This window comes from Streptomyces sp. NPDC096048 (assembly GCF_044763415.1).
In the GTDB taxonomy this organism is placed as follows: Bacteria; Actinomycetota; Actinomycetes; order Streptomycetales; family Streptomycetaceae; genus Streptomyces.
In genome coordinates this window covers 18,789-34,921 of record NZ_JBIWGG010000004.1, presented here as the reverse complement: position 1 = coordinate 34,921, position 16,133 = coordinate 18,789, and the positions used below count along the sequence as shown (strand labels likewise).

16 protein-coding genes are annotated in these 16,133 nt (G+C 73.0%); 6 read left to right on the top strand and 10 right to left on the bottom strand.

Translation table 11 applies throughout. From position 1 onward, the window contains the following. Positions 1-23 precede the first annotated feature (23 nt). Positions 24-1,358, top strand: a complete 1,335-nt coding sequence (locus ACIQ6R_RS11180) for an MFS transporter (RefSeq protein WP_404220364.1) — start codon at positions 24-26, stop codon at positions 1,356-1,358. A gap of 7 nt (positions 1,359-1,365) precedes the next feature. Here ACIQ6R_RS11180 and ACIQ6R_RS11175 read toward each other — a convergent pair whose 3' ends face one another. The 3 genes from ACIQ6R_RS11175 to ACIQ6R_RS11165 all read right to left on the bottom strand — a co-directional run bounded on the left by ACIQ6R_RS11175 (position 1,366) and on the right by ACIQ6R_RS11165 (position 3,893). Then, positions 1,366-1,821, bottom strand: coding sequence for a cyclic nucleotide-binding domain-containing protein (locus ACIQ6R_RS11175; protein ID WP_404185799.1), 456 nt, complete (start codon positions 1,819-1,821; stop codon positions 1,366-1,368). Between the two features lie 328 nt (positions 1,822-2,149). Further along, a complete protein-coding gene (locus ACIQ6R_RS11170; protein WP_404220362.1) occupies positions 2,150-3,628 on the bottom strand; it encodes an aminotransferase class I/II-fold pyridoxal phosphate-dependent enzyme in 1,479 nt (492 codons plus the stop codon). Between the two features lie 49 nt (positions 3,629-3,677). Then, complete coding sequence (locus ACIQ6R_RS11165) at positions 3,678-3,893, bottom strand: hypothetical protein (RefSeq protein ID WP_404185803.1); 216 nt, start codon at positions 3,891-3,893, stop codon at positions 3,678-3,680. A gap of 183 nt (positions 3,894-4,076) precedes the next feature. Here ACIQ6R_RS11165 and ACIQ6R_RS11160 point away from each other — a divergent pair, with 183 nt between their 5' ends. The 5 genes from ACIQ6R_RS11160 to ACIQ6R_RS11140 all read left to right on the top strand — a co-directional run bounded on the left by ACIQ6R_RS11160 (position 4,077) and on the right by ACIQ6R_RS11140 (position 7,314). Continuing rightward, on the top strand, positions 4,077-4,523 hold the full coding sequence (locus ACIQ6R_RS11160) for an ATP-binding protein (RefSeq protein ID WP_404185805.1): 447 nt from the start codon (positions 4,077-4,079) through the stop codon (positions 4,521-4,523). A 179-nt stretch (positions 4,524-4,702) separates the two neighbouring features. Beyond that, the gene (locus ACIQ6R_RS11155; RefSeq protein ID WP_404220359.1) at positions 4,703-5,572 is read left to right on the top strand and encodes a SigB/SigF/SigG family RNA polymerase sigma factor; all 870 of its coding nucleotides are present in this window, start codon (positions 4,703-4,705) and stop codon (positions 5,570-5,572) included. Between the two features lie 31 nt (positions 5,573-5,603). Further along, positions 5,604-5,849, top strand: a complete 246-nt coding sequence (locus ACIQ6R_RS11150; protein ID WP_404220357.1) for a DUF5133 domain-containing protein — start codon at positions 5,604-5,606, stop codon at positions 5,847-5,849. 168 nt (positions 5,850-6,017) lie between these two features. Continuing rightward, positions 6,018-6,851, top strand: coding sequence for a DUF1206 domain-containing protein (locus tag ACIQ6R_RS11145; RefSeq protein ID WP_404220355.1), 834 nt, complete (start codon positions 6,018-6,020; stop codon positions 6,849-6,851). 28 nt (positions 6,852-6,879) lie between these two features. Beyond that, positions 6,880-7,314 (top strand): hypothetical protein, encoded by a 435-nt coding sequence (locus tag ACIQ6R_RS11140; RefSeq protein WP_121750679.1) that lies wholly within the window; start codon positions 6,880-6,882, stop codon positions 7,312-7,314. A 3-nt stretch (positions 7,315-7,317) separates the two neighbouring features. Here the strand turns inward: ACIQ6R_RS11140 and ACIQ6R_RS11135 are convergent, their stop codons facing one another. The 7 genes from ACIQ6R_RS11135 to ACIQ6R_RS11105 form a co-directional block, all read right to left on the bottom strand. Next, entirely contained in the window at positions 7,318-9,564 is a 2,247-nt protein-coding gene (locus ACIQ6R_RS11135) for an FUSC family protein (protein ID WP_404185814.1), read from the bottom strand. 100 nt (positions 9,565-9,664) lie between these two features. Beyond that, on the bottom strand, positions 9,665-11,041 hold the full coding sequence (locus tag ACIQ6R_RS11130; protein WP_404220353.1) for an NAD(P)/FAD-dependent oxidoreductase: 1,377 nt from the start codon (positions 11,039-11,041) through the stop codon (positions 9,665-9,667). A gap of 225 nt (positions 11,042-11,266) precedes the next feature. Next, positions 11,267-13,000, bottom strand: a complete 1,734-nt coding sequence (locus ACIQ6R_RS11125) for a PP2C family protein-serine/threonine phosphatase (RefSeq protein ID WP_404220351.1) — start codon at positions 12,998-13,000, stop codon at positions 11,267-11,269. A 178-nt stretch (positions 13,001-13,178) separates the two neighbouring features. Beyond that, positions 13,179-14,246, bottom strand: a complete 1,068-nt coding sequence (locus tag ACIQ6R_RS11120) for a SpoIIE family protein phosphatase (protein ID WP_404220349.1) — start codon at positions 14,244-14,246, stop codon at positions 13,179-13,181. After that, positions 14,246-14,686 carry an anti-sigma regulatory factor gene (locus ACIQ6R_RS11115; protein WP_404185822.1) on the bottom strand — a complete coding sequence of 147 codons (441 nt, stop codon included), beginning with the start codon at positions 14,684-14,686 and terminating at the stop codon, positions 14,246-14,248. Before ACIQ6R_RS11115 ends, ACIQ6R_RS11120 begins: the two co-directional genes overlap by 1 nt. Beyond that, positions 14,686-15,117, bottom strand: coding sequence for an STAS domain-containing protein (locus ACIQ6R_RS11110; RefSeq protein ID WP_375917132.1), 432 nt, complete (start codon positions 15,115-15,117; stop codon positions 14,686-14,688). The genes ACIQ6R_RS11115 and ACIQ6R_RS11110 overlap by 1 nt, the downstream gene beginning before the upstream one ends. Continuing rightward, entirely contained in the window at positions 15,114-16,010 is an 897-nt protein-coding gene (locus ACIQ6R_RS11105) for an STAS domain-containing protein (protein WP_404185824.1), read from the bottom strand. The genes ACIQ6R_RS11110 and ACIQ6R_RS11105 overlap by 4 nt, the downstream gene beginning before the upstream one ends. Positions 16,011-16,133: the final 123 nt, after the last annotated feature.

The following is a 16,133-nucleotide window of genomic DNA, read 5'->3' as shown; positions in this document are numbered from 1 at the left end:
ATAGTGATCCCCGCAGTCGAAAGATGTATCGAGCACGTAGGAAGCGCGTGGACACGAGCGAGAGCAGCGGCGAGAGCGGTGCCCGGGCCGGGGCGAAAGGCCCCGCCCCGGACGGGACCCGGCGGGGCGGGTGGCGCCGGTGGGCCATGGACACCCGTCCCCTGCGCCGGCCGGCCTACCGCAGGCTGTGGTCCTCGACCATCGTCACGGCCGTCGGCAGCCAGCTCACCGCCGTAGCCGTGCCCAAGCAGATCTACGACATCACCGGCTCCTCGGCCTGGGTCGGCGCCGCGAGCCTCGCCGGTCTGCTGCCGCTGATCGTGTTCGCGCTGTGGGGCGGCGCGGTCGCCGACACCGTGGACCGCCGCAAGCTGCTGCTGGTCACCAACACCGGCATCGCCGTGACCTCGCTGCTCTTCTGGGTACAGGCGGTCACCGGCGTCGAGTCGGTGGCCGCCCTGATGCTGCTGCTCGCGCTGCAGCAGGCCTTCTGGGGCCTGAACGCCCCGGCCCGCAGCGCCTCCATCGCCCGCCTGGTCCCCGAGGACGAACTCCCCGCCGCGAACGCGCTCGGCTCGACCGTGATGCAGACCGGACAGGTGGTCGGGCCGCTGCTCGCCGGTGTGCTCATCCCGGTCGTCGGCCTGCCCGAGCTGTATCTGATCGACGCCCTCGCCCTGTGCGTCACGGTGTGGGCGGTGTACAGACTGCCCGCCCTGCCGCCGCTGTCGGGCACGGCGGTACGGCGCGCGGGCGTGCGCGAGGTCGTGGCGGGCTTCCGCTACATCGCCGGGCACAAGGTGCTGCTGCTCTCCTTCCTGGCCGACATTGTCGCCATGGTCCTCGGCATGCCCCGCGCCCTGTTCCCGCAACTCGCCGCCGAGACCTACGCCCCCTACGGCGAGGGACTCGCCCTCGGCCTGCTCTTCGCGGCGATCCCCATCGGCGCGGTGGCCGGCGGACTGTTCTCCGGCACCTTCTCCCGGGCGCGCCGGCACGGCTGGATGGTGATCGGATCGGTCGTGGTCTGGGGCGCCGCCATCACCGGCTTCGGACTGAGCGGAAGCCTGTGGCTCGCGGTGGCGTTCCTCGCCGTGGCCGGCGTCGCCGACATGGTCTCCATGGTGTTCCGCGGCGCGATCCTGCTGTCCGCCGCGACCGACGACATGCGCGGGCGCATGCAGGGCGTCTTCACGGTCGTCGTCGCGGGCGGCCCGCGCCTGGCCGACGTCCTGCACGGCGGCGCGGGCTCCGCCTTCGGCGCGCGGGAGGCGGTGGCCGGCGGCGGGCTGCTCGTCGTGGTGGTGATGCTGGGACTGGCGGCCGCGGTCCCCGCGCTGCGCCGCTATCGCGTCTGACGGCGCCTCACAGGGAGCCGCGCCCGTGCAACGCGTAGTGCTCCATGAGCCGGCCCCTGGTGGCCTCCAGCCGGTGCGCGAGGATCTCGGCGACCGACCGCACCAGCACGATGCCCAGCTTCGGGTCCTCCTCGCACAGGGCGAGCACCGAGGCCGCGTCGAACTCGTAGGCCCGCACCGGGCTGAAGGCCTCGGCGCCGAAGTCCCACTCGTAGGGCGGGAACAGCCAGGACCAGCCGAGCAGGTCGCCCGCGCCGAGGCTGGCGACCGTGACCCGCTGCAGGGACGTCACCTGCTGGGTCAGGGAGACCGCGCCGGAGCGGATGACCCAGAAGCGGTCGGCCCTGTCTCCCGCCTCGAAGATCCGGGCGTCCTCCGGGAAGGCGACCTCCTGGGCGAGCGCCATCAGCCGCTCGCGCTGGGGCTGGGGGAGTGCGGTCAGGAGTTTGATCGCTTTGGTCATGGCACGGGGCTCCTCGCCGGCGATTCGGTTCCGGGGCTTTCCCTATGCCCATTTCAGTCGCTTTCGGTGCCCTGAGCACCTCGGCGGACGGCGGATCCCGTACGGATTGCGTGCCGGAACGGGGAACGTCCGCGTCGGGGTATGAAAAAGCCCTGGCTGGACGGGGGAAGCCAGCCAGGGCCGTAAGCGGTGACGTACGAAGGACACTTCGGTCGACTTCGTCGCCACGTATGGGTGAACGCTAAACCATCTTGGGCGTTCCGTGAAACCGGTACCGGGGCACGTGACCCGTTTCACTCACCCCGGCCGTCGTCTCCCGCTCCGGGCCTCATCCGGCGTCCTCCGCGACGACCCTGATCGTCTCCAGTTCCGGATCGCTCGGGTCCGGGAGGTACATCCCGGCGTCCAGGCCGCTGCGCAGATACCGCAGGACGGGCTCGCTCAGCCGCTCGCCGGGCAGGACGGCCGGGATGCCGGGCGGGTACGGAGTGATCATCTCCGCCGCGACGCGTCCCGTCGCCCGGTCGAGCGGCACGTCCCGCGTGGGGCCGAAGAACGCGTCCCGCGGCAGAACGACCTGAGGCATCCGCAGCTCCGACGGCGACGGCACCTCGACGCGCGGGGCGGGGCCCAGGCCGGGGGCGGCGTGCGCCAGATCCTTGAGCGCGGCGCGCAGCTCGCCGGCGGTCCCCCGGTCGTCGCCGTGGGTGATCTGCGTGCCGATGCGGCGATGGTCGGTGATGTGCGCGATCACGCTCCGGTGCTCGCGCAGCCAGTCCGCCGCCTGGAAGCCCGAGACGCCGAGCCCGTCGAGGTCGATGACGACGGGCAGTGGATCGAAGCCGTGGGCCAGTCGCGGGCCGCAGAAGTCGTCCCGGTCGTTGACGTGCATGCCGTCGATCTCCTCGACGGCGGCGCGGACGTCGGCCGCAAGTTCCAGGGCGCCGCCCATCAGCTCGCGCCCGCGCAGCGCCATCTGGCGGCGCCAGCCGTCCAGTCCGGCGAAGATCAGCGCCGAGGGGCTGGTGGTGCCCAGCAGGTCCGCCCGCATACCGAGCAGCTTCGGCGGGACCAGGTCACCGCGCAGATGGAACACGGAGCCCTGCTCCAGACCGCTGCCCATCTTGTGGATGCTGGTCACACAGATGTCGGCGCCCGCGTCCATCGCCCAGGACGGCAGATCGGGGTGGAAGGGCAGATGGGCTCCCCACGCCTCGTCGACGATCAGCGGCGCCGAGCGACGGTGGCAGACCTCGGCGACGGCCCGCAGGTCGGCGCTCGCGCCGTACGGCGTCGGGCTGGTGACGAGGGCGCCCTTGGCGTCGGGATGGGCGGCGAACGCCTTGTCGAACTCCTCGGCGGACGGCGGATGGGCCAGGTGCCGTTCGGCGTCCCAGCGCGGCTCGACCCAGACCGGCTCGATACCGGACAGGATCAGGCCCGAGACGACGGACTTGTGGGCGTCCCGGCCGATCAGCAGCTTCTCGTGCGGCCCCGCCACCGCCAGCATCGCCGCCTTCACCGACAGGGAGGACCCGCACGTCGAGAAGAACGTGTGGTCGGCGTGCACGGCATCGGCCATCAGCTCCTGGGCGCGCTGCAGCACCCGTCCCCGGGTGAGCCGGTCGTCGAGTCCGCCGGTCGCCAGTACGTCACCGTAGAAGACGGCGTCACCCAGCACCTCGCGCACCGCGGGGTCGGCCCCCCGCGCCTGCTTGTGCCCCGGCGGGGTGAACGACAGCCGTCCCTCGCGGCGGTAGTCGACGAGGGCTTCCAGAACGGGCGCGCGGGTGTGGTCGGCTGTCATGCCGATCCGGTTTCCCGACCGCCCCACCGTCAATCCGCCCCACGGCTCCTCACCGCGCGTTCCGGCCCGGTGTCAGCACCTCGTCCAGCACCCGCAGGACGGCCTCGTACGCGATCGTCCGTACGGCGGCCTCCCGGGAGCCCTCCGGGTCGGTCGGCCGCAACTCTTCCCGCCGCGCCCGCCAGGTCCGCTCCTGTTCCACCGCGCAGGCCCTCGCGCGATGCATGCGGCGCAGCAGTTCGTCCGAGTCCACAACATCCGTCATGCACTCCGCGTACCCCCATAGGCCGCCTGGATGTACGCCGCCTGGATGGCCGCTGGGCCGTAAGGAGGGCCGGAGGTTTGGGGGTACGGGCAGAGGTCAGCCGAAAGTAACGAGGCCGCACGGCGCACACACGACGTGGGGCCGACCGGATCCGGCCCATCCCACCGACCAGGGAGCTGACGGATGTGTGACAGGCACACGACCGAACCCGTCGTCGAACCGTACGGCGCGGACCGGCACCGGCGGTACCGGCCGTGCAAACCCGCCGAGGCACGTCGGACCGTCGAACGCGTCGTCACCGAATGCTGCGGCACCGACGGCCGCACGCCGTGCGACGCGGGCGCCCTGTCGGACGCCGTGCTGGTCGCCTCCGAACTGACCACCAACGCGATCCTGCACGGCGGCGGCGTCACCGACTTCCAGGTCGACGTCGTCGGACCCGGCGTCCGGCTCTCGGTGTGCGACCGCAGCCACGACCTTCCGGTGGCCGTGCCGCAGACCGACCCCCAGGGGCGCCGCCGCGTGGGCGGCCGGGGCTGGCCGATCGTCTGCCGGCTGGCACGCGACGTGCGCGTGGCAGACCTTCCCTCGGGAGGCAAGTGCATCACCGTCGTCGTTCCGCTGTCCTGAGTACTTTTCGAAAAGCGGAGTTTGTTCCACCGGGGTGGGGGCAGTCGCAAGTTCGTGCTTCGGACCGGAGGCGCAGCAGCGGGAGCGGTATGGCTGCTTCGGCCCTCCGGGTGAGTGACCCGGACAGCGCCGTTCCCGCGGAAAGTTCCCCTGAGACCACCGTTCAGGAGCGAGTCCGCATGCTCATCGAAACGCCCACCACCCGTCCCGCGTCCCCCGAGCCCACCACCACCTCCGCCGCTCCCGCCCGTCGTCGGCACGACGACGCCCCCGACACCATGGCCCTCTTCGGCCGGCTGGCGGGGCTGGAGGACGGACCCGAGCGCGACGCCGTGCGCGACGAACTCGTCACGGCCTGGCTGCCCATGGCCCACCGGATCGCCGGGCGGTTCCGGGACCGCGGCGAGTCCATCGAGGACCTGCGCCAGGTCGCGGCGCTCGGCCTGGTGAAGGCCATCGACCGCTTCGACCCGGAACGCGGGGCCTTCGAGAGTTACGCCGTGCCCACCATCACCGGCGAGGTCAAGCGCCACTTCCGGGACCGGATGTGGGCCCTGCGGGTGCCCCGCCGGGTCCAGGAACTGCGCAACAAGGTGCGAGTGGCCCGGCGTGAGCTCACCCAGAGCCCGGGCAGCCCCGAACCCTCGGTGGCCGCCGTCGCCGCCCACACCGGACTGACCGAGGACGAGGTCAGCGCCGGGCTGGAGGCCCTGGAGAGCTTCAGCACCCTCTCGCTGGACGCCGAACTGTCGGCCGGCGACGACGGCTACAGCCTCGCGGACACCCTCGGCGCGGCGGACAACTCGTACGACACCGTGATCGACCGCGAGTCCGCCAAGGAAGGGCTGCGCAGGCTGCCCGAACGCGAGCGCGCCATCCTCTACATGCGCTTCTTCGAGGACATGACGCAGAGCCGTATAGCCGACTGCCTGGGCATCTCCCAGATGCACGTCTCGCGCCTCATCAGCCGCAGCTGCGCCCGCGTCCGCGACGAGGCGCTGGGCCAGCGGCCGGGCCGCCGGGGGACCGGCCGGCCGGTGCGCACCTGACGTACAGAGGAACGAAGGAGGGACGAGACGGATGCTGATGCCCGACCCCGTGGTGCTGCGCGGGCTCGTCGACGAGTACGAGGCGGCCGCGCTGTGCGAGCCCGCCGACGACACGGGCGGGCCGGGTCCCCGGACCCGGGACCTGGCGTACACGCTGTGCGTGTCGACCGGTACGCGTGACGTGGCGCCGGCCCTGGAGGCCGCCCGCCGCTGGCTCGCGGCCGGCCCGGCCCCGGTGCCCGTACCCGGCGCCGAGCCCGCGGGCGTGGCGGAGTGAACCACGGGGGGACGTGTGGTGGGTGACTGCCCGTATGCCGTGAGGCGGCGTACGGGCAGTCCCGCGTCACGGTGACCGGGGCGGCGCGGGTTCCGCCGGGTCGGCGTCCAGCCGCCCGGTGTGCGCGGAGGATGCCGGGGCATGCGGAGTCCGGGAGGGGAGGTCCACATGAACGCACGTGTCATGGCACGTACCGGCCGCGGTCGGGCCAGGCGGGCGGCGAACGGTTCGGCCGCCGAGGGGGCCGCCCGGGCGGGACTCACCGCTCGCGGCGTGATCTACCTGCTGGTCGGCATCCTGGCCCTGCAGATCGGCTTCGGCACCGGAAACCGGCAGGCGGACCGGGGAGGCGCCCTGGCCGAGCTGTCGGACAAGCCCTTCGGCGCCGTACTGCTGTGGGCGCTCGGCATCGGGCTCGTCGGCATGGCGCTGTGGCGCCTGTCCGAGGCGTTGTTCGGCGCCACGGGCAAGGACGGTCACACGGCGAAGAAGCGGCTGCCGGCCGCCGCCCGCTGCGTGTTCTACGCGTTCGTCGCCTACTCCGTACTGGCCTTCGCGGCCGGGACCGGCGGCAGCGGCTCCAGCGACCGGCAGTCCAGGGACGTCACGGCCAAGGTGATGGAGATGCCCGCCGGACGATGGCTCGTGGGCGTGGCCGGCGCCGCGGTCGTCGTCGCCGGAGTGGTGATCGGCGTACAGGCGCTGCGCCGCAGCTACCACAAGAAGCTGAAGCTCGGCGCGCTCGGCCCCCGGGCCCGGCGGCTGGTCGACGTCACCGGCCTCGGGGGCGGCGCGGCACGCGGGCTGGTCTTCGCCGCGGCGGGCGCCTTCGCCGTGCGGGCCGCCGTCGACTACGAACCCGACAAGGCGAAGGGACTGGACGACACCCTGCGCTCCTTCGCCGAAACCCCGCTGGGACCCTGGCTCCTGATCTGCGTCGCCGCAGGTCTGATGCTGTTCGGCGGGTTCTCCTTCGCTCTCGCCCGATGGCGCCGCGTCTGAGCCGCGCCGCACGGGGAACACGGGGCGAATGAACGAACACGAGATTCCTCCGCCGGACGGACGTCCCGTGGACGTCTACCTCGACCTCCTGCGCATACGCATGGAGACCGACGACTACCAGCTGCTGCTCAGCGTGGTGGAACCCGTCCTCCAGGCGATCGACGAGCACCAGATGCCCACCATCGACTTCTCCCTGGACGGGGACAACGCCGAGGCGCTGCCCCAGGCGATCAGGGACGAGGCCGCCCTGGTCATCGCCACTGCGGTCACGGGCCGACTGGACAACGAGGTCGTCGAGATCAGCACCGACGAGACCGGCCCGGTCCGGGTCGTCACCGACGCGGCCACCGCCTCCGACCCCGAACGCCTCGGGGAGATAGCCGACTACCTCAAGGAACGCCACGTGCAGAACGAGGAACTGCGCGGCATCGCCGAGGCGAGCGGTCTGCCCAGCGACTTCTGAGCGTCACCGCTTCGGCGGCACGACGGGCACGCCCAGCGGCCGGGCGAGACCCATGACCGCCTCGTCCAGGCGCTCCAGGTGCCGCAGCACCCGGCCGGTGATCCGGCCGTACCGCGGCACCCCGGCGGCGTCCGGTGTCAGCAGCGAGGCGATGCTCGGCCCGGTCTCTACCCGCGTCTCCGCGTCCTCGTCGGCGACGCGGGCGGCGATCGCCTCGATGTTGCGCACCGTGCGCCGCACCGCCCCGCGCAGCCGCGGGTCGGCCGCGATCGAGGGGTGGGCGGGCAGCAGCTCGGCCGTCGCGGCCAGCGACCGCGCGTGATAGGCGCAGGTCTCCAGCAGCGCGACCACGTACTGGGCGGTGTTGCGCCGGGCCCGCAGCGGAGTGATCGGATGGGTGAGCGGCTGCGTGGCGGCCCGCAGATCGCCCAGCGCCTGGTCCAGCTCCCGCGCCGTGTCCAGCAGATCGGCCGCCGGCCCGCCACTGAGCTGGTCGACGGCCCCCTCGGTGACGTCGGTGAGCCGCTCCAGCACCGTGCCGAGCAGTTCGTTCGTACGCCGGTCCGTGCGTATCGGCAGCACCAGCGCCGCCGCCACGATCCCGCAGGCCGCGCCGAGCGCCGTCTCCTCCACCCGCAGCAGCAGCACCGACAGGCTGTAGGTGTGCAGCAGGGTGTACAGCAGCCCCAGCATCGCCGTGACGAAGAACGACATCAGCGTGTAGGACAGCGGTGCCGTGTAGAACATCGCGAAGATGAACAGCAGCACCAGCCCGAAGGCGATCCAGGTGTGGCCGCCCACCAGGCCCGCCAGCACGATGCCGGCCACCACCCCCAGCATCGTGCCCAGCACGCGGCGGTAGCCCTTGACGAGGATCTCGCCGGTGGAGGCCGTGTTCAGGAAGACGATCCAGCACGCGAGCACCGCCCAGTACCAGCGCTCGGAGGACAGCAGCTCCCCGCCCAGGATGGCCAGCGACGACCCCACCGACACCTGCACCGCGGCGCGCGTGGTGGGCCGCCGCAGCCCGGTCGGCTCCTCCTTCGGCGCTCCCTCCTCACCGGCGTCGATGGCGGCGTCCTCGGCGTCCAGCTCCTCCCGGGAACGGGTCGTCGAGGGCGTGTCGTCCGACTCGTCCTGCGGCCCGTCGAGGGCGATCCTCAGGCCCATGACCGCACGCGCGGTCTCACCGATGCCGCGGAACACGTCCTGGACCGCCGCGATCGCCTCGGGCAGGTTCTCCTCGTCGCGGTAGCCGAGGAGCCGGTTGCGCAGATGGGACAGCGCGGTACCGCGCGCCTCGGCGGGCGGCCGCAACACCAGCGTGCGCAGCGCCCCGAGATCGCGGCGCAGGGTCTCCGTGGCCTCGCCGGGCGCCGGTGAGCGGCCCACCGAGGGCGCGGGCGCCCCCGGCAGATGCAGGGTGAGGGTGTCCGCCCGCTCGGCGCTGCGCGCGGTCAGCAGCAGCAGGCCGAGGCGCTCGGCGGCGATCTCGGCGTCCGCGATGCGCCGCTGCACCAGACGCGCCGTGGACTCGTCGGGGGTGCCCTCCTCCAGCCGGGACTGGATCATCAGGGCCGTCTCGTGCAGGCGCGCGGTGCCGTCGCGCAAGTGTGCGAGCGTCTTGTCGATCTCGTCCGGACCGGCGTCCAGCAGCTCGCTCTGGGTGGCGATCAGCTGCGCCAGCCGGGCGCGGAACGCCTGCCGCAGCCGCTGGAGGACGCCCGCCGGAGTCTCCGGCACCACCGCGAAACGCACCACCGCGCTGCACCCGAACGCCACCGCGATGGCACCCCACAGCCCCGGCAGCACCGACACGTTCGCGCCGACGAACAGGGACACGAAGTAGACCTGGAAGCCGATCAGCCCGAGCGCGGTGCCGCGGTCGCCGAACCGGCGGACGAAGACGGCACAGAAGATCAGTACGACGAAGAAGGCGTCACCGATGACGACCCGCGAGGCGAGCAGCGCGCTGACCGACACCGACGCCAGGGCGACGGGCAGCCCCAGCGCCAGGGTGACGGCCTGGCCCTTGGGCTCCTTCTCCCGGATGGCGAAGGTCGCGACCATCGCCGCCATGGCGCCCGCCACCAGATGGGTGACGTCCGCGCCGAACGCGGCGAGCACCGCGAGCGCCAGCGCGATGGCGCCCACCGTCCGCAGGCCCGCCGTCAACCGCAGCAGCCCGGGGTCGGACGCGGCGACGCGGTCCCGCAGCCGTGTCCGCACCGAGCGCCCCGCTGCCTTCACGCCGCCGTACACTCTCCCGATTCACGCCCGACTCCCGGCCGGTTCACGCCGAGATCCACTTCTCAGCATGTCATGCCGCGAACGGACCACCGCCGCCGGGTCACTGCCGCGCCCGGCCCGCTCCCTCGACCTGCTCGCGGACCTGTTCCGGCGTCAGATAGGCGTCGGTGTACTCGAAGTCCTTCAGCTTGGCCGCCTTGCGGGCCTGGAATCCGGTGCGTACGAAATCGTCGCCGGCCACCGCGTTGAGCGCCCAGTTGGTCGCCACCCGGGCCTTGGCCACGCCCGTGCGCAGCGCCGACCAGTGGTAGCCGCGGGCCACGGCCTGGGCGGGCAGGCCCTTCAGTTCGACGCCGAGCGGCTTGGAGACCGCGTCGGTGCCGCCGAGGTCGACGACGAGGCCCAGGTCCTTGTGGACGTACGGCCTCATCGGCTGGTTGCGCAGGGTGGCGATGAGGTTCTCGGCGACGTGCCGGCCCTGACGCATGGCGTGCTGGGCGGTGGGCGGGCAGACGGCGCCCTCCTGGCCCTTGGCGAGGTCGGGCACGGCGGCGGAGTCGCCGAGCGCGAACACCCCGTCGTGGTTCGGCAGGCACATCTCGGCGGTGACCGCGAGCCGGCCCCTGACCGTCTCCGCGCCGAGCGTGGACATGAGCGGGCTCGCCACCACTCCGGCGGTCCAGATCAGCGTGCGGGTGGGCACCACCCGGCCGTCCGTGAAGGTGACCTCCTCGGGGCCGGCCTTCTCGATGGACACACCCAGGGAGATCTCGATCCCGCGTCGCGTCAGGACCTCCTGCGCGTCGCGTCCGAGCTTCTCGCCCAGCTCGGGCATCAGCTTCGGGGCGATGTCGATCAGATGCCACTTGATCAGACTCGGGTCGAGCCGGCTGTAGCGCTTGACGGCCGCGTGCGTCAGCCGTTGCAGACAGGCGGCGGTCTCGGTGCCCGCGTAGCCGCCGCCGACCACCACGAACTGCAGCCGGGAGGCGCGCTCGACCGGATCCTGGCTGGCGTCGGCGAGGTCCAGCTGGGAGATGACGTGGTCGCGGACGTACGCGGCCTCCGCCAGCGTCTTCATGCCGAACGCGTTGTCGGTGAGCCCGGGGATGTCGAAGGTGCGGGTGATGCTCCCGGGGGCCAGCACGATGTAGTCGTACGGTTCGTTGACGATCTGGTCGGTGATGGTGCGCACCACGCAGACCTTCGACTTGAGGTCCACGCCGATGGCGCCGCCCGGGATGATCCGGGTCCGGTACTTGCTGCTGCGGCGCAGGGAGAGCGCGATCGACTGGGGCGTCAGCACCCCGGAGGCCACCTGGGGCAGCAACGGCAGGTAGAGCTGATAGGAGAATGGCGTCACCAGGGTGACGTCGGCCTCGTTGGGGGAGAGTTTCCGCTCCAGACGACGGACGCACTCCACGCCGGCGAAACCTGCGCCGACCACCAGGATCCTGGGTCGTGTCACGGTGTTCATCCCTTTCTGCGGCTCCAGGCGGTCTGCCGCGAACGCCATTCGCCTGCCCCTGGATCGCTGCTTCGCACCTCGTCGATCCCACCGCGCCCACGCCGGTTCGGCCAGCCGGACGCGGCAGCCAGGCGACACATCCTGATCACCACCATGCCCCGCCCGGGCCCGCGGTGCACCGGGCGGGAGTGAAGCGCCTGGGACTGTTCCGTGGGCGGACGGTGTCGGCGCAGGTCAGCGAGGTACGCGCAGGTGGCACAGCAGCAGGCACACGTCGTCGTCCCGCTCGGAGTCGCTGAGCAGGGGACGCAGGATCCCGTCCGCGGAACCCTCCAGGTCCGCCTCCAGCTCCGCCGAGCCGAACGACCCGAGCACCTCCGCCAGCCGCGTGATGCCCGGGTCTATGCCGAGGGCGCGGCGCTCCACCAGACCGTCCGTGTACAGCGCGAGCGTCGAGCCCGGCGCCAGCCGCACCGTGTGGTCGGCGATCTCCTGCTTGAGCGGGATGCCGAGCATCGCACCCGGTTTCGCGTCGAGGGTCTGGACCCGCCCGTCCGGGGTCCGCAGCACCGGCGGCGGATGGCCGGCGGCGGCCCACGTCATGGTGGGGTCGTCGGGGTGGAAGCGCGCGATGACGGCGGTGGCGAAGAGGTCCGGCTGGAGGTGGTGGAGGAACGTGTGCAGCCGGGTGAGCAGCCGGCCGGGGCTGCCGCCGTCGACGGCGTAGGCGCGCAGCGCGGTGCGCAGCTGACTCATCATCACGGCCGCGCGCAGCCCGTGCCCGGTCACGTCGCCGACCACGACGATGACGCCGCCGTCGGGCTGGCGGAACGCGTCGTACCAGTCGCCGCCGATGTTCAGCCCGTGAGTGGCCGGCAGATAGCGCGCGGCCAGGCCGAGTCCCGGCGGGGCGGGCAGTTCGGTCAGCAGGGCCCGCTGGAGCGTCTCCGCGATGTCCCGGTTGTGCTGGTAGCGCTGGGCGTGGTCGATCGCGGTGCTGGCCCGCCGGGCCAGCTCGATCAGCATCACGGCGTCGTCCGGGTCCCAGCGCTCCCCGGGCGGGGAGAGGGTCACCACGCCCAGGGGCGCCTGCCGTGTCGGCATCGGGATGCACAGCAGAGCCCGCTCCGGGTCCAGCGCCGAGGGCGGCTGGTCGTCGACACCGGGCAGACAGCCGGGGCGCGGGGCGGCGTACTGCGGCCGGCCGGTGCGGGCGGCGATCACGGCGGCGGCCGCGTGCGCGGGCCCGGGCCGGTCGCCGTCCTGGTCGAAGAGCCAGACGTCGACACTCGCCGCGTACTCGGGTACCAGCAGCTCCGGCAGGCGGCGCACGATCTCGTGGTGATCGAGCGACGCCGTCAGCACCGCGCTCGCGTCCGCCAGGAACGTCAGCCTGCGACGGGCGTTCTCCGCCTCCGTACGCGCCTTGCGCTCGGCGGCGAACGCCTCCCGCTGGGCCCGCCCGGCGGCGTCCAGCTCGGCGTGCAGGGCCACGACGCCCTGGTTCGTCTGGTGCAGCTCCTCCCGGTGGAAGTCGACCAGAGCCTCCTGCTCGGTGAGCCTGTCCAGCACCAGCGCCGTGTCCTCGTCGGCCCCCAGCAGGGCCTCGGCCAGCGTGGCCGGGTCGTCCGCCGGCGCGTCGACATCGGCGGCCGGCACGGCCTCGGGGCAGGGCACCGTGACCCGCCACGGAGGCTCCCCGGCGGCCGCGGCGTCGCGCGACGGCGTCAGCACGGCGTGCAGCACGCCCGCTCCGGCCTCCGGCGTGGCCCGGGAAGCCGTGGCCGCCTCCAGGGTGAGCCGCCAGGTACCGCCCTTGGCCAGACACAGCCGCAGCTGCGCCCCGAGCGTGGCCGCCAGCCGTGCCCGCTCAAGGGGCGGCACACCGTAGGCCGCGGCCAGACGCGCGGTGGTGATACGCGCCTGGGCCGCGTCGGTGGTGTCGGTGATGTGCCAGATGCGGGTCATGGGTGGTCCACCGGGGTCGGTGCCGGACCGGTCGCGGCGGTGTCGTTCCGCGTGGGGTGGGCGGGGTTGTCGTGGGGCGGTGCCGCGGGGTGCCGGTGTTCACGGGGCGGCGCGCCGGGGGTCGCGGGTGCGGCGGTGGGGCGAGGGCGGGCCGCGTCGGTGGTGTGCGGGGTGCGGGTCATCGGGCGTCCGGTGGGATCGAGGCCAGTACGGCCACGGCGGTGTCGTCCCGCACCGGGCGGGCGGAACTGCTGGCGTCGCGGACCGTCACGGCGGCCGTCACCGCCGGGTCGGCGGCCGTGCGGCAGGTGTCGGGCGTCGGGGTCCAGCGGCTCGGCAGACCGTCGCTGTGCAGGACCAGCACCCGGTCGTCCGCCCAGGCCGCCTCCTCCTCGCGCAGGGTCGTGGGCCGGTGGGTGCCGACGATGCCGGGCTGGGACACCATGTGCCGCCAGGTGCCGCCCGCGCACAGGCGCGCCCCGATGTTGCCGACGCCGACGAACCTGAGCACCGCGGCACGCGTGTCGACCTGGGCCACCGCGACGGCCGCGCCGCGGGTCCCGCCCAGCGCCCTGTCGAGCCGCCGCAGCGCCTCGGCGGGCGCGAGGTGGGCCGAACCGCGCAGCGCCTCGACGGCGGCGGTCGACGCGCGGGCGGCTTCCGGACCGTGGCCGAGCCCGTCGGCCAGCATCAGCGTGACCCGGTCCCCGGCCCGGACCCACGCCCAGGCGTCGCCCGAGTAGTCGGCCCCGCCGAAGGGGACGTTCACCGCGCCGGCCCGTACCCCCGCCGCCGGACCGGGCTCGGTGGCACGGCCGTCGGGTACGGCGCCGACCCGGGCGACCACCACCGTGCCCCGGCCCGGGACGCTGTGCAGGTCGAAGGTGTCGGCGAGGCGCGCGCAGGTGCCGAGACCGGCGCCGAGGGAGTGCGTGGTGGTGAAGCCGTCGCGCAGGGCGGCGGACACGTCGGCGATCCCGGGGCCGTGGTCGACCGTGGCGACCTGCACGAGCCGGGTCTCACCGTCCCGGTCGGCCCCGAGGACGGTGGGAGCGACGACGTCGATGAGCACCTGGCCGCCCCCGGCGTGCTTGAGCAGGTTCGTGGCCAGCTCCGTCGCCACCAGCGACGCGGTGGCGGTGCGCCGATCGTCCAGCCCGGCCATGGCCGCGGCGTGCTCCGCGGCCACCCGGGCGTCGCGCACCCGGGTCGAGTCGTGCACCGGGACGTCCCACACGCGCGGCATCAGGACTCCTCACGCGGGCGAGGCGCCCGGCCCACCCAGGAGGTCACCCGCACGGTGGTGCCCGCCCCCGGGTCGCTCTCGATCGCGAACTCGTGCACCAGGCGCCGCGCGCCGCCCAGCCCCATGCCCAGCCCGCCCCCCGAGGTGAAGCCGTCGCTCAGGGCCTGCTCCAGGTCCGCGATGCCCGGCCCCTCGTCGCTGAAGGTCAGCCGCAGGCCCCGGGCGCCACCCTCGGCGAGAGGCTCGGTCTCCATCGTTCCACCGCCGCCGTACACGAGCGTGTTGCGGGCCAGTTCGCTGGCCGCCGTGACCAGCTTCGTCTGGTCCACCAGACCGAAGCCCAGCTGGGCGGCCGCCTGCCGCACGTGCTGACGTACCCACACCAGATCCATGTCCGAACGGATCGGCAGGCGGGCCTGTGCGCCCGCGGCAGTGTGCATCACGGACTCTCCTGGCGCAGGCCGCCGTAGCGGGACGACGGGGCGTGCCGCGTCAGCAGGTCAAGAGCCACCTCGGTACTGAGCGCGGTGTGCACCCCCGGCAGCGTCAGGCCCAGCTCCACCAGGGTGATCGCGACCGCGGGCCGCATGCCGACCAGCACGGTGCGCGCGGCCAGCAACTCGGTCTGCCCGGCGATCTCCGCGAGGACCCTGCCGAGGAAGGAGTCGACGATCTCCACACCGGAGATGTCGATGATCACACCGGTGGCCCCGCTGCGGGAGATGGTCTCGGCGAGGTCCTGCTGGAGCTGCTGCGCCGTGCTGTCGTGCAGGTCTCCCTGAAGGGTGACCAGCAGCACCTCGCCGAGCCGGAGGACCGGAACATGACCTGTCACAGGACCCGCGTGGGGCCCCGGGAACGCCTCGCTCACCGCGTGACCGGACCGTTCACGACGGGGTTCACGATGCCGACCCCGAGCTGGTGCAGCACGTAGCCCAGCGCGTCGGCGAGGCTCGCCCGGGTGACCACGGTGCCCAGGTCCAGGCCGAGGTGGACCATGGTCTGCGCGATCGCGGGCCGGATGCCCGAGACGATGCACTCGGCGCCCATCAGCCGGGCCGCCGCGACCGTCTTCATCAGGTGCTGGGCCACCAGCGAGTCGACGGTCGGCACCCCGGTGATGTCCAGGATCGCGTAGCGCGCCTGCTGTTCCACGATGGACTCCAGCAGCGTCTCCATGACGACCTGGCTGCGGGCGCTGTCGAGTGTCCCGATCAGCGGAACGGCCACGATGCCGTCCCACAGCTTGATGACCGGAGTGGCCACCTCCAGCAACTGCAACCGCTGGCGGTCGATGAGGGCCTGCCCCTCGCTGAGCGCCGTCTGCATGACCACGACCCGCAGGGTGCCCATCAGCACGCTCAGCGTGGTGACGCAGTCCCGGGCGTGCTCGGCCGAGGCGTCCGGGAGGTCGGACAGAAGCAGGTTCTCGACCGGCTGTCGCAGGGTGGACAGTTCGCTCGACACCTGGGCGGTGCTCAGACCGGCCCGGGAACGGGCCGCGCCCATCCGCGCCAACTGCTCGCGCACCGTCGTGAATCCGGCGGCGTCCGGGTCCTCCACCCGCGCCGCGTCGGCGACTTGGGCCAGCGCGTCCACCACCGCCTTGCCCGCCTCGACCGCCTCGTCGCGCGAGACGGTGAACACGGCCCGGAACAACGGCTCGTCCGCCCATCGCTGGGCGATCTGCTCACGGCGGCGCCGCAGAAAGTCCCTGACCTCGTTCGTCGCCGATCCCGCTGTTTCCTCGGCCTGTTCCGGCACCTGTTCCACTCCTCATCCGCGTTGCGCCGCACAGCCCCGGGAGGCGACGTGACGGCGACGTGACTCTGCCGGGCGACAACTGTAACCACCCGCCGACCTCGTACGACACCTGCTCCCGCGTGA

Excerpts from the sequence above, each read along its gene's own strand:
- ACIQ6R_RS11180 (WP_404220364.1), top strand. The coding sequence starts at position 24 with ATGTATCGAGCACGTAGGAAGCGCGTGGACACGAGCGAGAGCAGCGGC.
- ACIQ6R_RS11175 (WP_404185799.1), bottom strand. The coding sequence starts at position 1,821 with ATGACCAAAGCGATCAAACTCCTGACCGCACTCCCCCAGCCCCAGCGC.
- ACIQ6R_RS11170 (WP_404220362.1), bottom strand. The coding sequence starts at position 3,628 with ATGACAGCCGACCACACCCGCGCGCCCGTTCTGGAAGCCCTCGTCGAC.
- ACIQ6R_RS11165 (WP_404185803.1), bottom strand. The coding sequence starts at position 3,893 with ATGACGGATGTTGTGGACTCGGACGAACTGCTGCGCCGCATGCATCGC.
- ACIQ6R_RS11160 (WP_404185805.1), top strand. The coding sequence starts at position 4,077 with ATGTGTGACAGGCACACGACCGAACCCGTCGTCGAACCGTACGGCGCG.
- ACIQ6R_RS11155 (WP_404220359.1), top strand. The coding sequence starts at position 4,703 with ATGCTCATCGAAACGCCCACCACCCGTCCCGCGTCCCCCGAGCCCACC.
- ACIQ6R_RS11150 (WP_404220357.1), top strand. The coding sequence starts at position 5,604 with ATGCTGATGCCCGACCCCGTGGTGCTGCGCGGGCTCGTCGACGAGTAC.
- ACIQ6R_RS11145 (WP_404220355.1), top strand. The coding sequence starts at position 6,018 with ATGAACGCACGTGTCATGGCACGTACCGGCCGCGGTCGGGCCAGGCGG.
- ACIQ6R_RS11140 (WP_121750679.1), top strand. The coding sequence starts at position 6,880 with ATGAACGAACACGAGATTCCTCCGCCGGACGGACGTCCCGTGGACGTC.
- ACIQ6R_RS11130 (WP_404220353.1), bottom strand. The coding sequence starts at position 11,041 with ATGAACACCGTGACACGACCCAGGATCCTGGTGGTCGGCGCAGGTTTC.
- ACIQ6R_RS11125 (WP_404220351.1), bottom strand. The coding sequence starts at position 13,000 with ATGACCCGCATCTGGCACATCACCGACACCACCGACGCGGCCCAGGCG.
- ACIQ6R_RS11120 (WP_404220349.1), bottom strand. The coding sequence starts at position 14,246 with ATGCCGCGCGTGTGGGACGTCCCGGTGCACGACTCGACCCGGGTGCGC.
- ACIQ6R_RS11115 (WP_404185822.1), bottom strand. The coding sequence starts at position 14,686 with ATGCACACTGCCGCGGGCGCACAGGCCCGCCTGCCGATCCGTTCGGAC.